Below are 19,694 nucleotides of genomic sequence, written 5' to 3'. Positions count from 1 at the left end.
TCAGGCGCGCTCTGTGGCGGCGTAGGCGCCGGCCAGATAGGCGGCCTTGGCCTTGGACCGGCTGAGCTTGCCCGACGACGTCTGGGGCAGGGCGTGGGCGCCGACCAGCTGGATCTGAGCCTCGACCTGGTGGCGCAGGCGCAGGACGCCGGCGATCTTCTCGACAAGGGCCGCGCGGGTCTCGGCGTCGCCGCCGCGCGCCTGGACCAGCACCACCACCGTCTCCTCGCCGTCGCCGGGGACCGAGAAGGCGGCCACGTCGCCGCTGCGCAGTCCCTCGACCTCGGCCTCGGCGGTCCATTCCAGGTCCTGCGGCCAGATGTTGCGGCCGTTGAGGATGATCAAGTCCTTGCCGCGGCCGGTGATGACGATCTCGCCGTCGATCAGGTAGCCCAGGTCGCCGGTGTCCAGCCAGCCGTCGGCCGACAGCACGCGGGCGGTCTCCTGCGGCTGCTCGAAATATTCCCGCATCAGGCTGGGGCCGCGGGCGTAGATGCGGCCGACGCCGCGCTCGGGCAGGACGGCGCCGTTCTCGTCGCGCACTTCCAGCTCGTGGCCGGGCAGGGCCGGGCCGTTGCGGGCGAACTCGCGCGAGCGCTCGGCGTCGTCTCCATTGGCTTGGACGATGACGGCTTCGTGCTGCTCCAGGCGCTCGACGTCCAGACGCTCGGTCTTCAGGCCGCCGCCCAGCGGGGCCATCGACAGGGCCAGGGTCGCCTCGGCCATGCCGTAGCTGGCGACGAAGGCCGTGTCGGAGAAGCCGACGCCGGCGAACCGTTCGGCGAAGGCGCGCAGCGGACCGGTGCGGATCATGTCGCCGCCCAGGCCCGCGCTGCGCCACCTGGAGAGGTCCAGATGCTCGATCGAGGCCACCTCGGCGCGGCGGGCGCACAGCTCGTAGCCGAAGGTCGGGCTGTAGGAGATCGTGCCGCCGTTCTTGGTGATCAGGTCCAGCCACAGCAGCGGCCGGCGCACGAAGGCGCCGGTGGGCAGCAGGTCGACCGACATCTGGCTGGTCATCGGCGACAGCAGGAAGCCGATCAGGCCCATGTCGTGATAGAGCGGCAGCCACGAGACGGCGCGGTCGCTGGGCAGCACCTGCAGGCCGTCGCGGGTGATGGCCACGGCGTTGGCCATCAGGGCCCGGTGGGTGACCAGCACCCCGGTCGGGAAGCGCGTGCTGCCCGACGAGAATTGCAGGTAGCAGGTGTTGTCGGGCAGGACCTCGGGCAGGGCGTGACTCTTGGACTCCGGCAGGTCGGCCAGCACGCCAGCGAAGTTCAGCGGGGTCTTGGCGGCGATCTCGGCCACCCAGTCCTTCATGCCGTTCGGACCGATCAGCAGCCTGGCGTGGGCCGAGCCCAGCATGCGGGCGATCTGCTCGACATAGGCCTCGCGGCCGCCCAGCGGCGCGGGCAGGGGCAGCGGCGCGGGCACCAGGCCGGCGTATTGGCAGGCGAAGAAGGCGCGCACGAAGTCGGCCTCGGTGTCGGCGATCAGGCCGACGCTGTCGCCTGGCTTGGCGCCGGTCGCCAGCAGGCGCGGCGCGATGTCCAGGGCCTGCTCGCGCAGCTTGGCGTAGGGCAGGGCCTCGACCAGTTCGCCGCGCAGCGAATAGAGGTTGATCCCCGTTTCGCCGGTCGCGGCGAAGTCGAGCGCGGCCGTCAGGGTGGGGAAATCGGCGAATCTCACGGTTCGCGAGGAGGACGTCGGAGTAATCATTGGGAGACGCCTTTGGCGCCGTTTTGACCTTCGGCGCAAGTTTGTTCGTCGCCTTCGACGATGGTCGCGCGGGCCAGGCTGCGGCGCAGGGTCCAGAACATGGCCATCGCCATGGCCGCGGCGGCCCCGACAAGAGCGGCTCCGGCGCCTGTCAGGCCCAGGGCCTTGATGGTCGGAACCAGCGCCGCCAGATAGACGGCGCAGACCACCAGCCGCACCCGCAGGGCCACGCCCGCCCGGTTCAGCGAGACCAGCATCGGCTCCAGCGGCAGGGCCAGGACGCCGATCGCGGCGGCGGCCACCTGCCAGGTCATGATCGGCGCGGCGGCGGCGAACGGCTTGCCCATCACCAGGGTCAGGATGGAGGCGCCGAACAGCGTCGAGACCAGCAGCAGCACCCCGGCCACGCCGCCGCCCATCAGGCCGACCTGCCCGGCCAGCTTGCGCATCGCCGCCTCGCCGCCGGTGGCGCGCATCTTGGCCAGTTCGGGATAGAGGGCGGGGGTCAGCAGCTTGGCGGGCTTGGCCATGCCGTCGGCCACCTGCCGGCCCACGCGCCACAACGCCGCCTGGGTGGGGCCCAGCACCGCGCCGACCACCAGGGTGATGACGTGGGTGAAGGCGGTGTCCAGCGTGCCGCTGAAATTGGTGGCCCAAGCGAAGCTCCAGACGCCGGGCAGGCCTTCGCTGGTCGGCCCCCTGAACGTGAAGCCCTTCAGCAGGCCGCGGCGGGCCAGGTCCCAGAGCGCCACGCCCATCACGTAGAAGAACGAGGCCACGGTGCCCGCCGCCCAGGCGACCAGGAACCAGCCGATCGGCGCGTGGAGGGCGAAGGCCGCGGCGCAGCCCACCAGGCGCACGATCGAACTGACCGCCTGCTCGCCCGCCAGGAACCGGAAGCGGTCGAACAGGCGCAGCAGGCCGACCGAGGTGGCCGAGGTCATCATGGCGATCGACAGGGCGTAGAGCGCCGCCGCCGGCGCCAGTTCGCGCGGCCAGCCCAGGGTCGAGCCCAGCAGCAGGGCGCCGCCGACGCCCAGCACGACTCCGACGGCTGCGCCGATCAGGTCCAGCAACAGGGTGAAGCGCAGCACCTGCTGGAAGCCGGGACGGTCGCCGGTCAGCAACGGCTTCGTCCCGTACTGCAGCACCGTCTGCCACGACTGGAACTTGGCCACGTCGCCCAGGAACTGGGCGTAGGCGTTGATCAGCACCAGCACGCCCATCTGCACCGCGCCCAGGCCGCGCGCGGTCAGGGCGATATAGGCCAGGCTGACGATGGCGTTGACGGTGCGGCCTCCGAGCAGGGTTCCGGCATTGGCCAAAACCCGTTTGAAGACCTTGGAATCGTTGCTCATCTCGAGGCGTTCTTCATCGCCGGCAACCGATCGACGATCGCCTGGGCGGCGCGAACCGACGAGGGCGTTTCCCGCAGGTCGAAGCTCTCGGCGAACCCGCGCTTCTGGGCTTCGACATAGTCGCCGTGCCCGCGCTGGGCCGACGCGACGGCGTCGATCACGCCCTCGGGGCTGTCGACCACGGGGCCGTAGAGCCAGTGATGGAAGCTCTCGTCGCCGCGCCAGTCGGCGTGGCTGGGGTTGAGGAACAGGCACGGCTTGGGCGTGCGCAGGAACTCGTAGACCTGGCTGGAGACGTCGCCCAGATAGATGTCGGCCGCGCGGGTGTAGGTCATGTCAATCGCCGCCGGCCCGCCCAGGTCGAGGTGGATGCGCGGGTGGCCGACGAACGGGGCCAAAGCCTCGATCGTCCTGGGGTCCGCGCCTTCGAAGACCCGGATATGGGGCGCGAAGATCAGATTGTAACGGTCGTCCGCCGCGAACTGCTCGAGAATCCGCCGACCCCACTTCGGCCACGAGCCCAGGGTCGGGTGGAAGTGCGGATTGTACACCACCAGCGGCTTGGCCTGCGCGAAGACGGGCAGCGGCGAGCCGGGCAGGGCGTCGATGATGTCGAACTTGGGGTAGCCGACCATGGCGCAGGTCTGGGGCGTGACCCAGCCCTCGTCGAGCATGCGGTCGCGCTGCTTGGGCCCGGCGGCCATCACCAGGTCGAACTGCTTGAGGCGCGGCTCGAACGGCCCGCCGCGATCGCCCGCGCCGTGCTGGGTGTAGACCAGCTTGGTGTCCTTGACCCCCAGCTTGCGCAGCAGGGCCGTGGTGCGCTCGGGCGTGACGACGGCGTCGTAGCGCGCCAGCCGCCGGGCGTTGGCCGCCAGCATAAGCGCCTTGGGCGGCGTGCTGGCGCCTTTCAGCCGCAGGCTCCGCAGCCAGGCCGGCGGCAGCAGCCGCGACGGGATCGGCGGGACCTTCAGGGTCTCGAGCAGCTCGCGCACATAGTCCAGGTGCTCCTGGGTGGTGGTGGCGATCTGCACGTCGATGTCGGGCCAGCCCTTGGCCAGGGCGATGGCGATCGGCAGGCTGTGCAGGATCTGGTGGGTCTGGGCGATGTAGAGGAAGCAGACGCTGGGCCTGCCTCCCCGTCCTTTCGGATCGGGCCCTTTCGGATCGGGGTTGGTCACTGTTGCGGCGTGAGGCGCGTGCGCACCCGGCCCTTGAACACCACCCGGTCGCCCTTGTCGCTGACCGTGTAGTCGTCGGCCCGGATCGAGCCGCTGTTGGGACCCGCGCCCTCGACGGGGGCCCCGCCGACCAGATCGCCGGTGCGGGTGTCGATCAGCGCCTTTTGCGAGGCGAACTGGTAGCCCGCGCCGTTGTCGATCTTGACGTCGCCGGTCAGCAGCAGCGAGCCCTTCTCCTCCTGGTAGGCCCCGTCCTTGGAGACCACGTGGGTGGGGGCGTCCGTGCCGTAGCCGCGGGTCAGTTGCGGGTTCTTCAGGAACACCTGGTCGGCGTTGCTGGGGTCGCGGGTCGCCGAGGTGGCGGTGATCAGGAAGGCTCGCCCGTCCTTCAGGGTGCCGGTGAAGCGCGGATTGTCCATGCGCAGCGGCGCGGCGGCGGAGGGCGGAGCGGGCTTGACCGCCAGGGCGCGGATCACGCCCTGGCCGACGATCGCCACCGTCATGCCGATGGCGATGGCCGGCAGAACGGTCCGCAGCGCGCGCACCGGCTTGCGGTGGCGGTTGCGGTTCTTCTTGCGGACCGGTGGGGCGGCTGCGGGCGTGATGGCGATCATGGCTGCGTGAACTGAAAGCGGCTGGTCGAAAGGGCTGGGCCGAAGGCGATGGACGACCGGCTTAAGCCTCCCGGCGCGATCTCCCAAGAGGTATTGCGACCCTGCCTCCGCCCGCGTTGGCGGTCAATATGGGGCTCAGGGGGCGGGGTTGATCAGGCTGGCGCGCTCGGCGGCGGTCAGCGGCCGCCAGCGCCCCTCGGGCAGGTCGCCCAGCACCAGGTCGCCGATGCGGATCCGCAGCAGGTCGACGACGGTCAGCTCGACCAGCTCGCACATCCGGCGAATCTGACGGTTGCGGCCTTCCTTGAGGATGAACTTCAACTGCTGACGGCCGACGACTTCGACCTGGGCGGGGCGCAGCGCGCGTTCGTCCAGCTCCAGGCCATGACGCAGCAGGGCCAGCTTCTCGTCGGTGATCCAGCCGTCGACCCAGACCAGATATTCCTTTTCCATCTCCGAGGCCGGGCCGATCACCGCCTTGGCCACCACCCCGTCCTCCGAGAGGATCAGCAGGCCGCGCGAATCCATGTCGAGGCGCCCGACCGGCGCCAGATTGTTGCTGAAGCCGGGGATGACCGGGCTCTGGCCGAACAGCGCCTCGCGGGTCAGCAGGCGCACGGCAGGGACCTGGCCCGTGTCGGGCTGGGCCGAGACGATGCCGACCGGCTTGTGGATCATCACCGTCAGGGCGCCTTCCAGCTGGGCCTGGGCGCGGTCGGACAGCACCAGGGTCTGGCCCGGCTCGATCTTGCGGCCGACATCGTCGACCCGCTGGCCGTCGATCGACACCAGGCCCTGACTGATCAGGGCCTCGGCCTCGCGGCGCGAGCAGACGCCGTTCTGGGCCAGCCAGCGGTTGACGCGCTGCGGCTCGGCTTCGTCATAGAGGCGGGTCCAGGCCATGGTCGGGCGTCCAGAGAGGTGGGTGGGCCAAAGGGGCGCGAACGTGTCTAGGGCCGGTCGGCGGGGCCGCGCAACCGTGATGGCGGCGCGGCCGTTGGTCTTGCGGTGCATTTGGCTCGGAGATCGCCCATGACCGACCGCGTCGACAACGCCGCCGCCCTGGCGGAGGTTCTGGAGTTTCTGGCCGATCCGCCCGCGCCCGGCACCCCGGAGGACGTCCGCTTCGGCGATCGCCTGCGCCAGGTGCTGTCGGCCTCCCTGGTCGACGACGCGGTGGACGAGGACGACCCCGTGCCCAAGCCCGAGCTGATGTTGGACGACGACCTGCGCGGCAAGCTCGCGGCGGCGGCTGAGCAGCGGTCGAACCGCCCGTCCGACGAGCCTCCGGAAGGGAACGGACCTTCGCCGGGATGAGCGGGGGATTTAGACCCGCCCGCCCGGACCGTCCTTGAACGTATTCCCGATCTCGGTCGCGTCGCCGCCGTCCGGCCCGGCCGTGCGGCGCTCCTTCTGGCCGGTCTTCCTGGTGTCCTTCTCCGAGACCAGTCCGGGACGCTCGCCGGCGGGCAAGGCCTCGTTGGCCTCGCGGCCGGGGCTGTTGATCTTGTCGGTCATCGCCGCTCCTAGTGCCGCGTGTGGTGTTCGGCGTTGCGCTTGCGGGTCGCGGCCGCCTTCCTGGCCGAGGCCGAGCGTTGCGCCGCCGTGCGCGAGGCCGCCGCCTTGCCGCCCTTCTCGCCGCCCTTGTGGGCCGCTGGGTGGCCGGTGGACTTGCCGCGGCCTGAACCGCCGGGGGCCTTGCCGCCGCCGTCGTCCTTGTTGACCGTCGCCCAGGCCCGCCGCTCGGCTTCCTTCTCGGAGACGCCGCGCTCCTCGTAGCCCTCGGCGATGTGATCGGCCTTGCGCTCCTGCTTGTCGGTGTATTTCGACTTGTCGCCCTGGGGCATCGTCGTCCTCCATTCGCTGTGGAGGGGAAATCCATCGTCGGCGGGTGAGGTTCCTAAAGCCAACCTTCGGAACGGCCTGGATTATCCGGTCGTTCGGAGACCATGGCGCGCAAGCTCAAGGTGTTTTTCTGGTCCGACGGCCTCCACGACTACACCGTGGCGGCGACCTCGCGCGCCAAGGCCCTGGAGGCCTGGGACGTCGGCCGCGACCTGTTCAAGGACGGCACGGCCAAGGAGGTCTCCGAGGGGCCGAACCACGACGCCGCCGTGGCCGCGCCGGAAACGGTGATCACCACGCCCGCCGGCGGTCTTGGCGCGGCGCTGAAGGCCTTGCCCGCCAAGGCGCGGCGCAAGCCGTCCAAGGCCGAGACGGCGCGGGCCGAGAAGCTGGCGGGGCTGAAGGCGGAGCTCGAGGCCGTCGAAGACGAGGCCGAGGCCTCCGAGCTGGCCTTCGCCGAGCGACGATCCGCGCTGGACGCCGAGGAGGCGGCGGCGACGGAGGGGTTCCAGGCGCGGCGGGCCGCGCTCGAGAAGGCGATCAAGGCGGCGAGGAAGTAGACGGTGTCGGGGACAGGCGCATGCGCCTTTCCCCGATCCAAGCCCCGCGCCTAGGGTTTGGCCGCGCTGTCCAACAGCCGCAGTCGCGCGATGTCCGGATCGTCGACCAGCCGCGTCTCGGGTCCGATCAGCAGCTTCTTCGGCGCGTCCGGCGCGTAGGGCGTCCAGGCCGGCAGGCCGGGTCCGTTCGGATCGCCGGTGCGCGCGAAATTGACCCAGTAGGACGACATCTGATCCGCGACGCGGCGGTCGACGGCGTCGGTGGTCCAGGCCTTCAGGATCTCCGGGTGGTCGAACACGTAGACGATGTCGGCCGAATGGAAGGCGCCGAAATCCTTGCCGCTGTTGGCCGCGCCGAACCAGTCGGCGGGAATCTTGGGCGCCTGGTCGAACCGGTAGACATAGACGGGCGACTTGCCGGTCGCGGTCTGGGCCATGGCCCAGCGCCAGGTCGGCAGGCCCATGCGGACGTCGCCGGCGTAGGTCTGTTGCGAGGCCGCGGCCGCGGCGGGCGTGTCCACGGGATACAGCGCCAGGGCTCCGTCGATCCGAGGACCGAAGCGCTCGGCCAGCACCGGGCGCAGGCCCTCGGGTCCGAACAGACCGCCCTGCATCAGGCTGCCCTCGTCGCGGTTCCAGCCGACCAGCAGCGGCACGTCGGCCTGCCGGCGGGCGGCGAAGGTCTGGGCGGCGGCGGCCGGCAGGATCCAGCCGTCGAGGTTCGGGCCGAAATCGAAATTGGTGTTGGGGGCGGTCCAGGCGGCCAGGATCTCGGCCGACGACCGCGCGCGCAGACGCTTCAGGTCGTCGTCGCCCAACGACTGGGCGAAGGCCTGGCCGACGGCCTCGGCCTGGGCCAGGGTCCGGTCGTCGCCCGTCCTCGAGAAGGCCGAGCCGCTCTCGCCGATGGCGCGGTGGAACAGACCCCTGGCTTCCGGCGAGATCATCATCCGACTGACGGCGTCCGAGCCCGCCGACTCGCCGACGATGGTCACGTTGCCCGGATCGCCGCCGAACGTCGGCGCGTTGGCCTTCACCCAGCGCAGGGCGGCGATCATGTCGGCCAGGGCCTGGTCGCCGCTGGCGTGGCGCGGGCTTTCGGCGGTCAGTTCCGGATGGGCCATGAAGCCGAAGACGCCCAGGCGGTAGTTGATGGTCACCACCACCACGCCCTTGCGGGCCAGGGCCTGGCCGTCGTGCCGGGGCTCGGCGCCCGAGCCGGCGCCGTAGCCGCCGCCGTGGATCCAGAAGAACACCGGCAGTTTCTCGCCGGGCTTCGCGGCCGTGCTGACGTTCAGATAGAGGCAGTCCTCGCTCATCGACGGCGTGAACGGATCGATGTCGCCGTAGCGCTTGGGCTGCAGGCAGTTGGGGGCGTAGGCGCCGACCGGACGCACGCCGGTCCAGGACTGGACGGGCTCGGGCGGCCTCCAGCGGCGCTCGCCGACCGGCGGCGCCGCATAGGGCAGGCCCTTGTAGACCCGCACGCCGTCGGCCGTCGGCGCGGCCTGGGCGATCTCGCCGCCGGTGACCTTCAGGGTCTGGGCCGTGACGGGCGTGGCCAGCAAGGCCAGGGCCAGCAAGGGCAGGACGAGGACGCGAAAGGTCATGGGCGGCTCCAGCGGTGCGGAGCGGGGATCATGGACGATTCCTGGGCGGGGTCACGCTGCGGCGCGGTACGGTGGGTCCAGTGCGTCCTTCGAGGCTCGGCTACGCCTCGCACCTCAGGATGAGGAATTCAGCGCAAACGCTCCTCATCCCGAGGCGCCCGCGCAGCGGGCCTCGAAGGACGCACCGCGCCGGTTACACCCGCTCCACCACCATCGCGATGCCCTGGCCCACGCCGATGCACATGGTCGCCAGGCCGTAGCGGGCGCCGCGGCGGCGCAGCTCCTCGACCAGGGTCAGGCCCAGGCGCGCGCCGCTCATGCCGAGGGGATGGCCCAGGGCGATGGCCCCGCCGTTGGGGTTCACGTGGTCGCCGTCGTCGGGCAGGCCCAGGTCGCGCAGCACCGCCAGACCCTGGGCGGCGAAGGCCTCGTTCAGCTCGACCACGTCGATGTCGCCGATCGACAGGCCCAGGCGCGCCAGCAGCTTCCGGGCCGCCGGCACGGGGCCGATCCCCATCACGCGCGGCTCCACGCCGGCGGCGGCGACGCCCAGGATGCGGGCGCGCGGGGTCAGGCCGTGGGCCTGGGCCGCCGCCTCCGAGGCGACGATCAGGGCCGCCGCCCCGTCGTTGACGCCCGAGGCGTTGCCGGCGGTGATCGTGCCGTCGGGCCGGACGATGGGCTTCAGGGCCGACAGCGCCTCGATGGTGGTGGCGCGCGGATGCTCGTCCTTCGAGACCACGACGGGATCGCCCTTGCGCTGGGGCAGGGTGACCGGGACGATCTCGGCGTCGAACCGCCCCGCGGCCTGGGCCGCCGCCGCGCGGGCCTGGCTGCGCAGGGCGAAGGCGTCCTGGTCCGCCCGCGTGACTTGCCACTGGTCGGCGACGTTCTCGGCGGTCTCGGGCATGGAATCCACGCCATAGGCCTTGCGCATGGCCGGATTGACGAAGCGCCAGCCGATGGTGGTGTCGAAGATCTCGGCGTTGCGCGAGAAGGCGCTGTCGGCCTTGCCCATCACGAACGGCGCGCGGCTCATGCTCTCGACGCCGCCGGCGATCATCAGCTGGGCCTCGCCGGACTTGACGGCGCGGGCGGCCACGCCCAGGGCGTCCAGGCCCGAGCCGCACAGGCGGTTGACGGACGAGCCCGAGGCGGTGGTCGGCAGGCCGGCCAGCAGGGCGGCCATGCGCGCGACGTTGCGGTTGTCCTCGCCGGCCTGGTTGGCGCAGCCCAGCACCACGTCGTCCAGCGCGCCCCAGTCGACGCCGGGATTGCGGGCCATCAGGGCCCGGACCGGGATCGCCGCCAGGTCGTCGGCCCGCACGCCCGACAGCGCCCCGCCATAGCGGCCGATCGGCGTGCGGACGGCGTCGCAGATGAAGGCGTCGGTCATGGCGGGTCCTGCAAACAGTTGTTTGAAGGCAGCCTAATCGGCCCGACGGAAGGATCAAGGGATCCTAGTTGTTGATGTCGATCGTCTCGATCCGCGACTGGGTGGCCTCGGCCTTGCGGTGGCCGGGCACGGGCATCAGCAGGCCAACCAGGACGGCGGCCAGAACGGCGAGGGAAATGAAGGCCTTGAGGGCCATGACGCACACGAGTCTGCTGTTTATCCGACCCGGAAAAAGCGCTCCGGCCGCGCGACGGGTTCCAAAGTCGGGTTCCGCACGCAACGTCTTCACGGCCGCGACGACGCGGGCGAAGGTAAGCCATGCCGTTCGAGATCCGCCAGACCGACCAGCCGTCGCTGGATTCCTACCAGCAGGGCCTGGCCGTGCTGCGCGCCTTCACCGGCAAGGCCGTCGGTCCGCCCGACAACCGCGACTTCGCCCTGCTGATCTCCGCGCCGGGCGAGGCGGCCGTGCTGGGCGGCCTGTGGGCGCAGTCGCGGTGGGGCGCGTTCTATGTCGATATGATCGTGGTGCCGGAGACCCTGCGCGGGACGGGTGTCGGGACCAACCTGATGACCCGCGCCGAGGCCGAGGCGCGGGCGCGCGGCTGCCACCTGATGTGGCTGGACACCTACGCCTTCCAGGCCCGGCCGTTCTATGAACGCCTGGGGTTCGAGGTCTTCGGGGAGATGGAGGGGCCGGCGCCGTTCTATCCGCGCTGGTTCATGCGCAAGACGCTCATCTAGGCCGCGCAGGCCTCGGCGATCGCCCGCACCAGGTCGGCGGGGCGGATCGGCTTGGGTTGGACCGCGTCGAAGCCGCAGGCCAGCAGGTCGCCCTCGTCGCCGTGCATGACGTCGGCGGTCAGGGCGATGACCGGAATGTCCCCCGCGCCCGCCGCCCCGGCCCGGACCCGCCGAAGCGCTTCCAGCCCGTCCATGTCCGGCATGTGCACGTCCATCAGCACCGCGTCGAAGACCTGTTCGGCCAGGCGTTCCAAGGCGTGGCGGCCGTTGTCGGCGACCTCGACCAGGGCGCCGGCGGCCTCCAGGATGGTGCGCGCCACAAGCTGGTTGATGCGGTTGTCGTCAGCGACCAGCACCCGCAGTCCAGTGATGCCGTTGCTGGGCGACGCCGGCGCGGTCCGCGGCGCGGCGGCGGCCGGGAGCGGCAGGGCCACGGTGAAGGCCGAGCCCTCGCCCGGCGCGCTGCGCACGGTGATGGCCCCGCCCATCAGTTCGGTCAGCTGCTTGCAGATCGCCAGGCCCAGCCCCGTGCCGCCGAACCGGCGGGTGATCGAGGCGTCGGCCTGGGAAAAGGTCTGGAACAGGCGCGACTGCTGCTCGGTCGACATGCCGATGCCGGTGTCGACGACCTGGATCTCCAGGAAGGCCGCGCCGGCGGGGCCGACCCGCACGGTCACCGTGCCGCTGGCCGTGAACTTCAGGGCGTTGGAGATCAGGTTGGTCAGGATCTGCCGCAGCCGGGTCGGGTCGCCGATGACCCAGGTCGGGGCCAGCGGATCCACCACGCAGACCAGCCGCACGTCCTTGGCCTGCGCCGCCTGGGTCCACAGGCTGGCCGCCTCGTCGACCAGACCGCGGGTGTTGAACGCCAGGCTTTCCAGCTCAAGCTTGCCGGCCTCGATCTTGGAGACGTCGAGCACGTCGTTGAGGATGGTCATCAGGCCTTCGCCCGACCGGATCAACATGTCGACCTGACGGGCCTGCTGGTCGTTGAGGGGACCGGCGCTCAGGGCGTGGGCCATGCCCAGGACGCCGTTCATCGGCGTGCGCAGTTCGTGGCTCATGGTGGCCAGGAACATCGACTTGGCGGCGCTGGCCGACATGGCGGCGCGCTCGGCCGCCTCGAGGGCGTCGACCCGGCGGGCGTTCACGGCCGCGCTGGAGACCACATAGAGCATCACCAGCGCCACGGCGATCAGCACGGTCAGGATCGACCAGCCGCTGTAGCCGCCCAGCAGAAGCGGCATGCCGGCCAGGGCCAGGGCCGGAACGCCGGCGTCGAGCGCGAACACCGTGGGCGAACGGAAGGTCACCGCCTGGGCGTGGATCAGCTGTCCAGCGGTCAGGCAGATGGCGGCGAAGCGCAGGGCCGGATGGTCGGAGAGCCAAAGCACCACGGCCAGGGACGTCCAGACGCCGACCATCACCATCACGGCCGAGACGTAGCCGGCGCGACGCACTTTGGGCCCGGCTCCCCGTCGTTCCGCCAGCCGGGTAACGGCCACGCCGTAGAAGTCGGCCAACAGCGCCGCGGCGAACCAAAGGAAGGCGATGCGAAGCCCCAGGTTGAAAACCAGGAAGCCGGTGATGAACACGGCCATGATCAGGCGCCGCGGGCGCGTGCGCCGGCTGGCCGCGGCGACCTCGTCGACCCGCTCGTCCAGTATGTCTAGCCTGTTCAGCATGGGCGGTGGCGCCTCCCGCGTTACACGGTCGATCTAGCGCCAAACGTTTAGGAATCTGCTCTCAACGGTCCCGATTGATCCGATGTGCGACAATTTCGTCGTGGATCGGCGGGCCTGGGCGGAAGGGGACACGCGCGCGATCCCGCGTGTCCCCGATCGCGTCTACGCCGTCACATAGCGGATCAACGCCGCCATGTTCTCGATATAGGCGCCTGTCGAGATGCCCGGCTTGGGCACGTCGGCGATGTAGGGCGAGGTGTCGGTGGGGTCGCCGACCCGGGTCATCGAGAACTCGCCCGGGGTCACGGTCGTCGAGCCGTCGCCGATATAGGGGTTGCTGACCGCCTTCATCTCGGTGGGCCACCAGCCCTCGGCGTTCAGCTGGGCCATCAGCTTGGCGGCCTCGGCGTCGGTAGTCTTGTCGCTGGTCTTCAGGGCGCCGACGTTCAGGTCGGACACCGAGATGCTCTTGGTGGTGAAGTAGCGCGGCAGCGGGCGGCTGCCGCCCTTCACCTTCAGCGGCGAGTCCTTGCTGACCACTTCGGGCGGCGTGGCCTTCAGGGTCTCGTAGCGCTTGCGCAGCTTGTCGATCGCGACCGCGCGGAACGACGAGTAGTGGACGATGGTGTTTTCCCAGTGCTTGTCGATGAAGTACTCGCCGTTGAACACGTTGGAGCCCCGCCGGTGCACGTACAGCGGCTCGTTGGTGCCGATCTCGATGAAGGTCGGATAGCGCGGCTTGCCGGGGGCGATCTTGTCGTCGAGCTTCAGGCCGGCCAGCCAGTCGATGGTCTCGGGGATGCGGTCCAGGTACTTCGGGTCGCCCGTCAGCTGGTAGTAGTCCATCAGGTTTTCGAGGTTGCCGGCCGTGGTGTGGCTGGCGAAGGCCTTGGGCTCGTAGGTGCGCGCGCCGGCCGGCTTGAGGTCGGCGACGGTGTGCTGCAGGCCCCAGCCCGGCTGCGGCATCGGCTGGTGGGCGGCGATGTAGATGTCCATGGCGCGCTTGATCGGGTCCAGCACGCGTTTGTCGCCCAGGGTCTGCCAGACCATGATCAGGAACTTGATGTTCTCGTCGACCACGCCGTCGTTGAACGTGATGTAGCCGGTGTAGTCGGGGTGGCCCTTGTTCTCGAAACCGCCCGACAGCGGGAAGCGCTGGGGCCAGCCGCCGTTCGGATACTGGCTGTCGAGCACGAACTGGATGGCTTTCTCCAGCGCCGGCTTGAAGGCCTTGTCCTTCTTTTCCAGATAGATGCGCAGCATCAGCTGGCAGCTCTCGGCCGTGCCTTCGTCGTCGAACGTGGCGTTGCCGTAGTAGTGCTGGAATTCCTCGAGCCGCCAGCCGTTCTTGCCGATGGTGTCGTACCACTTCTTCAGCGACTCCGGCCCGGCCAGGTCGCCCATGTAGTTCCAGCCGCCCGCCGGGTGCTGGATCTTGATCAGGGCGCCGGCCGCTTTCTTGGCCGCCTCGTAGTAATATTCGTCACCGGTGGCGTGATAGGCGTCGAGGAACAGGTGGCCCATGGTCGCCGTGCCGGGCGGCTGGACCCAGATCATGGTCGGGAAGGCTTCCATCTCGCCGAACCGCCGCGAGAAGTCGGGCAGGTAGCTCCAGACATAACCGCCCTCGTAGGCGGCCTTCTCGGCCATGAAGGTGGTGGCCTTCTTCATCGTCGCCAGGACCTGGTCCTTGGACGGCGCGGCGCCCTGGGCCAGGGCCTTCAGCGGGGCCATGGCCGCGGCGACGGCGAAGGTGGCGGTGGTCGTCGCCAGCAGGCGGCGGCGGGTGAGGGGGCTAAGCGGCATGGCGAGGATACTCTCCCAGGGACTTGCGCGTCGTAACCTCCCGCGACGCAAGGACGCGGCTTGGCGGCTGGGAGAGGAGCCGGAGGGGCCTTCCAACCCCCCGCGTTCCTGGTCGTCCTCCCGGTCGGTCCTTGCCGAAACCCCCGTCGCCGTTGGGCCGGCGCGGTGTTGAGGCTAGTTATGATACCGGTGTCATGACTTGGCCAGAGGTTTTGGTATAGCTTTGTTATATGACGCGGAGTCATCATCCTGCGACAGGCCGCCACGTTGTGGGAACACGCGGGGTGGGGGAGAACAGGCCATCGGTTTTTGAGGCGACGCCGCCGCGCCGGGTTTTGGTAGCGCGCGACGCCGTCCTGTTGGGGAACAGGACGACGGCCCCGGGTCAGGAATGACCCGGGGCCGTTTTCAGTTTTGGGACCGGTAACGCGATAAGCGGTTGATTTTACGTGGGGTTACACCGTTCTGCGACCAGTGGTCACATAGATGGACTCGTTCATCTCCCGTAAATATTCACCATGCCCAGCCAACTCGATCATCTGAACGAAGCCGAGCGTCTTGAGCGGCAAGCCGAGCTCGCCGACAGCGAACACGCCCGCGAGGCGCTGCGTCGCATGGCTCAGACCTCGCGCCTGTCGGCCGCCCTGGTCGGCATGCTGGAAGCCAGCCGCGAAGAGCAGCCCGGTCAACCCGGTCAGCCCGGCTAGCCCGGAGCGTGGATCGCGACTTTCCTCGCAAACCTCTCCCAAAAATACACGCATCGCTTGAATTGCTGCGCGGCTCGGTGAACATGGGCTGGAGCAAGGAGACCCTGGTGTCGGACGAGGGATCGGACAAGGCCGTTCTGGAAGGGGCGGGCGCGTATTTCCTCAGCATCGTGGAAGCCAGTCGCGACTGCATCCGGGTGATCAGTCCGGAGGGCTTCGTCGAATATATGAACACCCGGGGCCAGGCGCTGTTCGAGATCGAGGACTTCGACAGCCGCAATCGCAGCCGGTACTGGCCCGACCTGTGGCCGCCCGAAAGCCGGACCAGCGTCGAGCTGGCCCTGCGCACGGCCATGGCGGGCGAGGCCGCCGCCTTCCGCGCCCCTTGCCCCACCGCCAAGGGCGACCCGCGCTGGTGGGACACCACCGTGTCGCCGATCCTCGACGAAGGCCGGGTGATCCGGGTGCTGGCCACCTCGCGCGACGTCACCGGCGAAGTGCGCGCCGAGGCGCATCGGCAGCTGCTGGTCAACGAGCTGAACCACCGGGTGAAGAACACCCTGGCCACCATCCAGTCGATCGCCAGCCAGTCGCTGCGCAACGCCGGCGTCGACGTGGCGGTGCGCGGCGCGCTCGAAGGGCGGCTGATGGCGATCGCCGCCACCCACAACGTGCTGACCGACGAGAACTGGTCGGCCGCCAGCCTGCGCCAGATCATCGACGGCTCGGTCACCCCCTATCGCAACAATCCAGGGCAGCTGACCATCACCGGCGACGACCTGATGATCTCGCCCAAGCCGGCCGTCGTGCTGGCCCTGGCCTTCCACGAACTGGCGATCAACGCCCTGAAGTACGGGGCCCTGTCGGTCGCCAGCGGACAGGTCGACATCGGCTGGTCGGTGTCGGGGGGCGACCAGCTGAACATCTCCTGGACCGAGCAGGGCGGCCCGCCGGTCCGTCCGCCCGAGCGGCGAGGCTTCGGCTCGCGGATCGTCGAACTGGCCCTGCCCAACGAGCTGGGCGGCGAGGTGGACCTCGACTATCGACCCGAAGGGCTGCGCTGCCGCATCCATGCGTCGTTGGCGGCCCTGAACCGGGTCGACGCCTTCATGCAGTTGGCCTAGCCGGCGCTCCAGACCTTAAGCCCAATTTCGGTGTCATCCCGGAAGCCTCGCAGAGGCTGTCCGGGACCCAGGGGACTGGGCGAATGCGGTGCGGTTCCCCTGGGTCGCGGCTCTTCGCTTCGCTACGGCCGGGATGACAACGGGAGGGGTGCGTAGGTTGGGGGTCGTTCTCGCGGTCAATGTCCTGACACGGTGAACCCCGATCCTCCTGGGCCGTTATGCAAGCTTGAGCGGCGTTGAGGTCGCGGAGGCGCGTCGCTGATGATTCCGCAGGATGTGAAGGCAAGGCTGGCGTCCGCCTGGACCGCCGCGCGCGCCTTCGTCGTGCGTCATCGGCTGTGGTTCGGGGCGGGGATCGGGGCGTTGCTGCCGCTGGCCGTCCTGCTGGTCTGGCTGGGCGCCAGCCTGCCGATCTCGCGGGCGCTGGAGCCCTTGCCCAACCGGGCGCTGATCCTGCTGGACGCCGAGGGCCGCCCCTTCGCCCGGCGCGGGGCCTACAAGGAGGCGCCGGTGGTCATCAAGGCGCTGCCCAAGCATGTGCCGGCCGCCTTTATCGCGATCGAGGATCGCCGTTTCTACCATCACATCGGCGTCGACTTCGGGGGCGTGGCGCGGGCCCTGGTGGTCAACGCCAAGGCCCATCGCACCGTGCAGGGCGGCAGCACGATCACCCAGCAACTGGCCAAGAACGCCTTCCTCAAGCCCGAGCGCAGCCTGCGCCGCAAGGGCCAGGAGGCGATGATCGCCCTGTGGCTGGAGCTGCGGCTGTCCAAGGACGAGATCCTGTCGCGCTATCTTTCCAGCATCTATTTCGGCGACGGCGTCTACGGCCTGGGCGCGGCGGCGAGGCACTATTTCGGCAAGCCGCCCGAGCAGCTGTCGGTCGGCGAGGCGGCGATGCTGGCCGGCATGGTCAAGGCGCCGGTCGACCTGGACCCTGTCGACCATCCCCAGGCGGCCGGCGCGCGGGCCCGGCTGGTGCTGGACGCCATGGTGCAGACCAAGGCGATCACCCGTCAGCAGGCCGACGCGGCCGGGCACGTCGTGGTCCGCACCACCCGGGCCGACCTGCCGGTGGGCGGCTATTTCGCCGACTGGATCTCGCCGCAGGTCAAGTCGGCCTTCGACGGGCCGGGCTACGGCGAGGTGCGCGTGCCCACCACCCTGGACAGCCGCCTGCAGCGAATCGTCGAACGAGCCGTGGCCAAAGACATGAAGGGCGCGGCCAAGGCCAGGGTCGGGCAGGTGGCCGTGGTCGCCCTGCGTCCGGACGGCCGGGTGGTGGCCATGCTGGGCGGCACGAACTATCGCCAGACCCCGTTCAACCGCGCCGTCCAGGCCAGGCGCCAGCCCGGCAGCGCCTTCAAGCTGTTTGTCTACCTGGCCGCCCTGCGCGATGGGGCCACGCCCGACAATCTGGTGATCGGCGATCCGGTCACGATCGGCGGCTGGACGCCCGCCAACTACGAGGGCGGGGGCGGGCGGGACCTGACGATCCGCGACGCCTTCGCCCAGTCCAACAACATCATCGCCGCGCGGGTCTACCAGCAGGCGGGCGGTCCGGCGGTGGTCCGGGCGGCGCGCGACCTGGGGATCGTCTCGCCGCTGCGCGAGGACGACGCCACCCTGGCCCTGGGCACGGCCGAGACCAGCCTGCTGGAGCTGACCGGGGCCTATGCCGCCGTCGCCTCGGGCAAGATGCCGGTCCAGCCCTACGGCCGGCCCCGTTCCGCTTCCTTGGGCGCCGCCCCGATCGCCACGACCGACATGAACGCCGCCGAGCGGGCGGCGCTCTACGACCTGCTGGGCGCGGTGGTCGAGGAGGGCACCGGCCGGGCGGCGCGCCTGGGGCAGAAGGCCTACGGCAAGACCGGCACCACCCAGGACTATCGCGACGCCCTGTTCATCGGCTTCACCGGCGACCTGGTGGTCGGGGTCTGGGTCGGCAACGACGACCACTCGCCGATGAACCGGATGGTCGGCGGCGACCTCCCGGCCCGCATCTGGCGCGACGTGATGACCGCCGGGCTGAAGGCGAGGCTGGTGGCGCGCGACGGTCCGCCGGAGCCGCGCTACGAGCGGGTCGAGCCGGAGGCCGAGCGCGAGATCGAGCGTCCGCGCCATGTGCCGAAATGGCTGCGGCGGATCTTCGGGCTCTGACCCCCGCTCATCCCGGAATGAGCGGGCGAAATTGGTCCAAGCCTTGCTGCCAACCCAACGCCGCGACCCAGAATGGGACGCCTCGCGATCGCCCGTCGGGGGAGCGGTCGAGAGGTGCTGGGCGGCGAAGTCGGAAAGGCGTTTGAAGATGAACCCGAAGACAGTGCTGCTGATCGGAGCGGCGACGATGACGCTCGCCGCGCTGGGACCGGTGACGACCGCTTTGGCGGACGGCTATCCAACCCGCGTCACGCCGATCGCCAAGGCGACGCCCAAGCCGGTCGCGCCCAGGCCCGCGTCGAAGCCCGTGGTCAAGACGCGGATCAAGGTCGTCGAACGCCCCGTCTATGTCGAAAAGATCGTCAAGCAGCCAGTCTATATCGAGAAGCGGACCGAGGTGCCCGTCGACCGCGTCGTCTATGTCGACCATCCGGTGGACCGCGTCGTCGAGAAGCGGGTCGAGGTGCCGGTGGTCAAAATCGTCGAGAAGCTGGTCGACCGCCCCGTCTATATCGATCGCCCCGTGGACCGGATCGTCGAGAAGCGGGTGGAAGTGCCCGTCGATCGCATCGTCGAAAAGCGGGTCGAGGTTCCGGTCGAGAAGATCGTCCGCGTGCCGGTCTATGTCGAACACGAGGATCGCCGACTCGAGCGCCGCGACTGCGGCTGCGAGGAAGACCGCCGCGTCGTTGAAGATCGCGGCTATCGCGAGCAGGGGCGGGTCTACGGCCAGGCCGAAAACAGCGTCGAACGCTCGGAAGAGACCTACGAGTCCGAGTCCTCCCGCTACAGCGAGGAAGCGTCGGGCTGGAGCTATCAGGGCAGCTACCAGGCCGGCGACGGCTACGCCCAGTCGCTGGAAGGCGCGGCGGGCGGCGGCTATTACGGCCGCTCCACCGCCCGCTACGGCGTGGGCGGCGGCTGGATCGGCGGCCAGGCCTATGGCCGGTCGGGTTATGCCCGCGGCTGGTCGGGCGCCGGCGCGTCCTCCAGCGTCTCCTCCAGCGCTCGGGCGAGCGCCAGCGCCAGTTCCTCGACCAGCGTGACGGTGTCGCGCGGGGGACGTCATGGCGGCGGCGGCGCGACGGGGGGCCACGGCGGCTGCTGCGGACGTTAACCGCGTTCGCGCGGAAACCAGGGTCCACGGAGCGAAATCGCACCATTCTGCATAGTCGGGGCTCC

At 70.0% G+C, this 19,694-nt stretch carries 19 protein-coding genes and 1 pseudogene; 8 read left to right on the top strand and 12 right to left on the bottom strand.

Translation table 11 applies throughout. The annotated features are described in order from the left end of the window. The 5 genes from ASD38_RS15220 to ASD38_RS15200 all read right to left on the bottom strand — a co-directional run bounded on the left by ASD38_RS15220 (nt 1) and on the right by ASD38_RS15200 (nt 5,778). The gene (locus tag ASD38_RS15220) at nt 1-1,722 is read right to left on the bottom strand and encodes a fatty acyl-AMP ligase (RefSeq protein ID WP_056461101.1); all 1,722 of its coding nucleotides are present in this window, start codon (nt 1,720-1,722) and stop codon (nt 1-3) included. Next, nucleotides 1,719-3,080, bottom strand: coding sequence for a lipopolysaccharide biosynthesis protein (locus tag ASD38_RS15215; protein ID WP_056445150.1), 1,362 nt, complete (start codon nt 3,078-3,080; stop codon nt 1,719-1,721). The genes ASD38_RS15220 and ASD38_RS15215 overlap by 4 nt, the downstream gene beginning before the upstream one ends. Continuing rightward, nucleotides 3,077-4,261 (bottom strand): hypothetical protein, encoded by a 1,185-nt coding sequence (locus ASD38_RS15210; protein WP_056461099.1) that lies wholly within the window; start codon nt 4,259-4,261, stop codon nt 3,077-3,079. Before ASD38_RS15210 ends, ASD38_RS15215 begins: the two co-directional genes overlap by 4 nt. Continuing rightward, on the bottom strand, nt 4,258-4,875 hold the full coding sequence (gene lptC / locus ASD38_RS15205; RefSeq protein WP_056445144.1) for an LPS export ABC transporter periplasmic protein LptC: 618 nt from the start codon (nt 4,873-4,875) through the stop codon (nt 4,258-4,260). Before lptC ends, ASD38_RS15210 begins: the two co-directional genes overlap by 4 nt. 135 nt (nt 4,876-5,010) lie before the next feature. Continuing rightward, nucleotides 5,011-5,778, bottom strand: coding sequence for a pseudouridine synthase (locus ASD38_RS15200; RefSeq protein WP_056461096.1), 768 nt, complete (start codon nt 5,776-5,778; stop codon nt 5,011-5,013). 129 nt (nt 5,779-5,907) lie between these two features. Between ASD38_RS15200 and ASD38_RS15195 the strand changes: the two genes are divergently transcribed. Continuing rightward, a complete protein-coding gene (locus tag ASD38_RS15195) occupies nt 5,908-6,192 on the top strand; it encodes a hypothetical protein (protein ID WP_056461093.1) in 285 nt (94 codons plus the stop codon). A 9-nt stretch (nt 6,193-6,201) separates the two neighbouring features. Here ASD38_RS15195 and ASD38_RS15190 read toward each other — a convergent pair whose 3' ends face one another. Next, a complete protein-coding gene (locus ASD38_RS15190) occupies nt 6,202-6,393 on the bottom strand; it encodes a hypothetical protein (RefSeq protein ID WP_056445135.1) in 192 nt (63 codons plus the stop codon). An 8-nt stretch (nt 6,394-6,401) separates the two neighbouring features. Then, complete coding sequence (locus tag ASD38_RS15185; protein ID WP_056445132.1) at nt 6,402-6,722, bottom strand: hypothetical protein; 321 nt, start codon at nt 6,720-6,722, stop codon at nt 6,402-6,404. Between the two features lie 102 nt (nt 6,723-6,824). Here ASD38_RS15185 and ASD38_RS15180 point away from each other — a divergent pair, with 102 nt between their 5' ends. After that, nucleotides 6,825-7,280, top strand: coding sequence for a hypothetical protein (locus ASD38_RS15180; protein ID WP_056445129.1), 456 nt, complete (start codon nt 6,825-6,827; stop codon nt 7,278-7,280). A 50-nt stretch (nt 7,281-7,330) separates the two neighbouring features. On the opposite strand, the gene ASD38_RS15175 is transcribed toward ASD38_RS15180, so the two are convergent. Continuing rightward, the gene (locus tag ASD38_RS15175; protein WP_056461090.1) at nt 7,331-8,890 is read right to left on the bottom strand and encodes a carboxylesterase/lipase family protein; all 1,560 of its coding nucleotides are present in this window, start codon (nt 8,888-8,890) and stop codon (nt 7,331-7,333) included. An 82-nt stretch (nt 8,891-8,972) separates the two neighbouring features. Between ASD38_RS15175 and ASD38_RS24635 the strand changes: the two are divergent. After that, a pseudogene (locus ASD38_RS24635) lies at nt 8,973-9,080 on the top strand (hypothetical protein); the annotation flags it as partial. Nucleotides 9,081-9,083: 3 nt separating this feature from the next. On the opposite strand, the gene pcaF reads toward ASD38_RS24635, so the two are convergent. Then, on the bottom strand, nt 9,084-10,286 hold the full coding sequence (gene pcaF, locus ASD38_RS15170) for a 3-oxoadipyl-CoA thiolase (RefSeq protein WP_056461088.1): 1,203 nt from the start codon (nt 10,284-10,286) through the stop codon (nt 9,084-9,086). 64 nt (nt 10,287-10,350) lie between these two features. Then, the gene (locus tag ASD38_RS24910) at nt 10,351-10,482 is read right to left on the bottom strand and encodes a hypothetical protein (protein WP_268760998.1); all 132 of its coding nucleotides are present in this window, start codon (nt 10,480-10,482) and stop codon (nt 10,351-10,353) included. A gap of 122 nt (nt 10,483-10,604) precedes the next feature. Here ASD38_RS24910 and ASD38_RS15165 point away from each other — a divergent pair, with 122 nt between their 5' ends. Then, complete coding sequence (locus tag ASD38_RS15165; RefSeq protein WP_056445122.1) at nt 10,605-11,030, top strand: GNAT family N-acetyltransferase; 426 nt, start codon at nt 10,605-10,607, stop codon at nt 11,028-11,030. On the opposite strand, the gene ASD38_RS15160 is transcribed toward ASD38_RS15165, so the two are convergent. Together ASD38_RS15160 and ASD38_RS15155 are read right to left on the bottom strand one after the other, a co-directional pair. Continuing rightward, nucleotides 11,027-12,715 (bottom strand): ATP-binding protein, encoded by a 1,689-nt coding sequence (locus tag ASD38_RS15160; RefSeq protein ID WP_056461085.1) that lies wholly within the window; start codon nt 12,713-12,715, stop codon nt 11,027-11,029. The genes ASD38_RS15165 and ASD38_RS15160 overlap by 4 nt on opposite strands. Nucleotides 12,716-12,877: 162 nt before the next feature. Further along, nucleotides 12,878-14,521, bottom strand: coding sequence for a pectate lyase (locus tag ASD38_RS15155; protein WP_056461082.1), 1,644 nt, complete (start codon nt 14,519-14,521; stop codon nt 12,878-12,880). A gap of 518 nt (nt 14,522-15,039) precedes the next feature. Here ASD38_RS15155 and ASD38_RS15150 point away from each other — a divergent pair. From ASD38_RS15150 to ASD38_RS15135, 4 genes are all read left to right on the top strand, one after another. Next, complete coding sequence (locus tag ASD38_RS15150) at nt 15,040-15,228, top strand: hypothetical protein (protein ID WP_056461079.1); 189 nt, start codon at nt 15,040-15,042, stop codon at nt 15,226-15,228. A gap of 107 nt (nt 15,229-15,335) precedes the next feature. Then, nucleotides 15,336-16,352 (top strand): sensor histidine kinase, encoded by a 1,017-nt coding sequence (locus ASD38_RS15145; protein WP_056461498.1) that lies wholly within the window; start codon nt 15,336-15,338, stop codon nt 16,350-16,352. Nucleotides 16,353-16,613: 261 nt separating this feature from the next. Then, on the top strand, nt 16,614-18,512 hold the full coding sequence (locus ASD38_RS15140) for a transglycosylase domain-containing protein (protein ID WP_056461076.1): 1,899 nt from the start codon (nt 16,614-16,616) through the stop codon (nt 18,510-18,512). Nucleotides 18,513-18,660: 148 nt separating this feature from the next. Beyond that, entirely contained in the window at nt 18,661-19,629 is a 969-nt protein-coding gene (locus ASD38_RS15135) for an IMCp domain-containing protein (protein ID WP_235523841.1), read from the top strand. Nucleotides 19,630-19,694: the final 65 nt, after the last annotated feature.

It is taken from the genome of Caulobacter sp. Root487D2Y (assembly GCF_001427165.1).
Lineage (GTDB): Bacteria > Pseudomonadota > Alphaproteobacteria > Caulobacterales > Caulobacteraceae > Caulobacter.
This window is presented reverse-complemented; position numbering and strand designations above follow the sequence as displayed.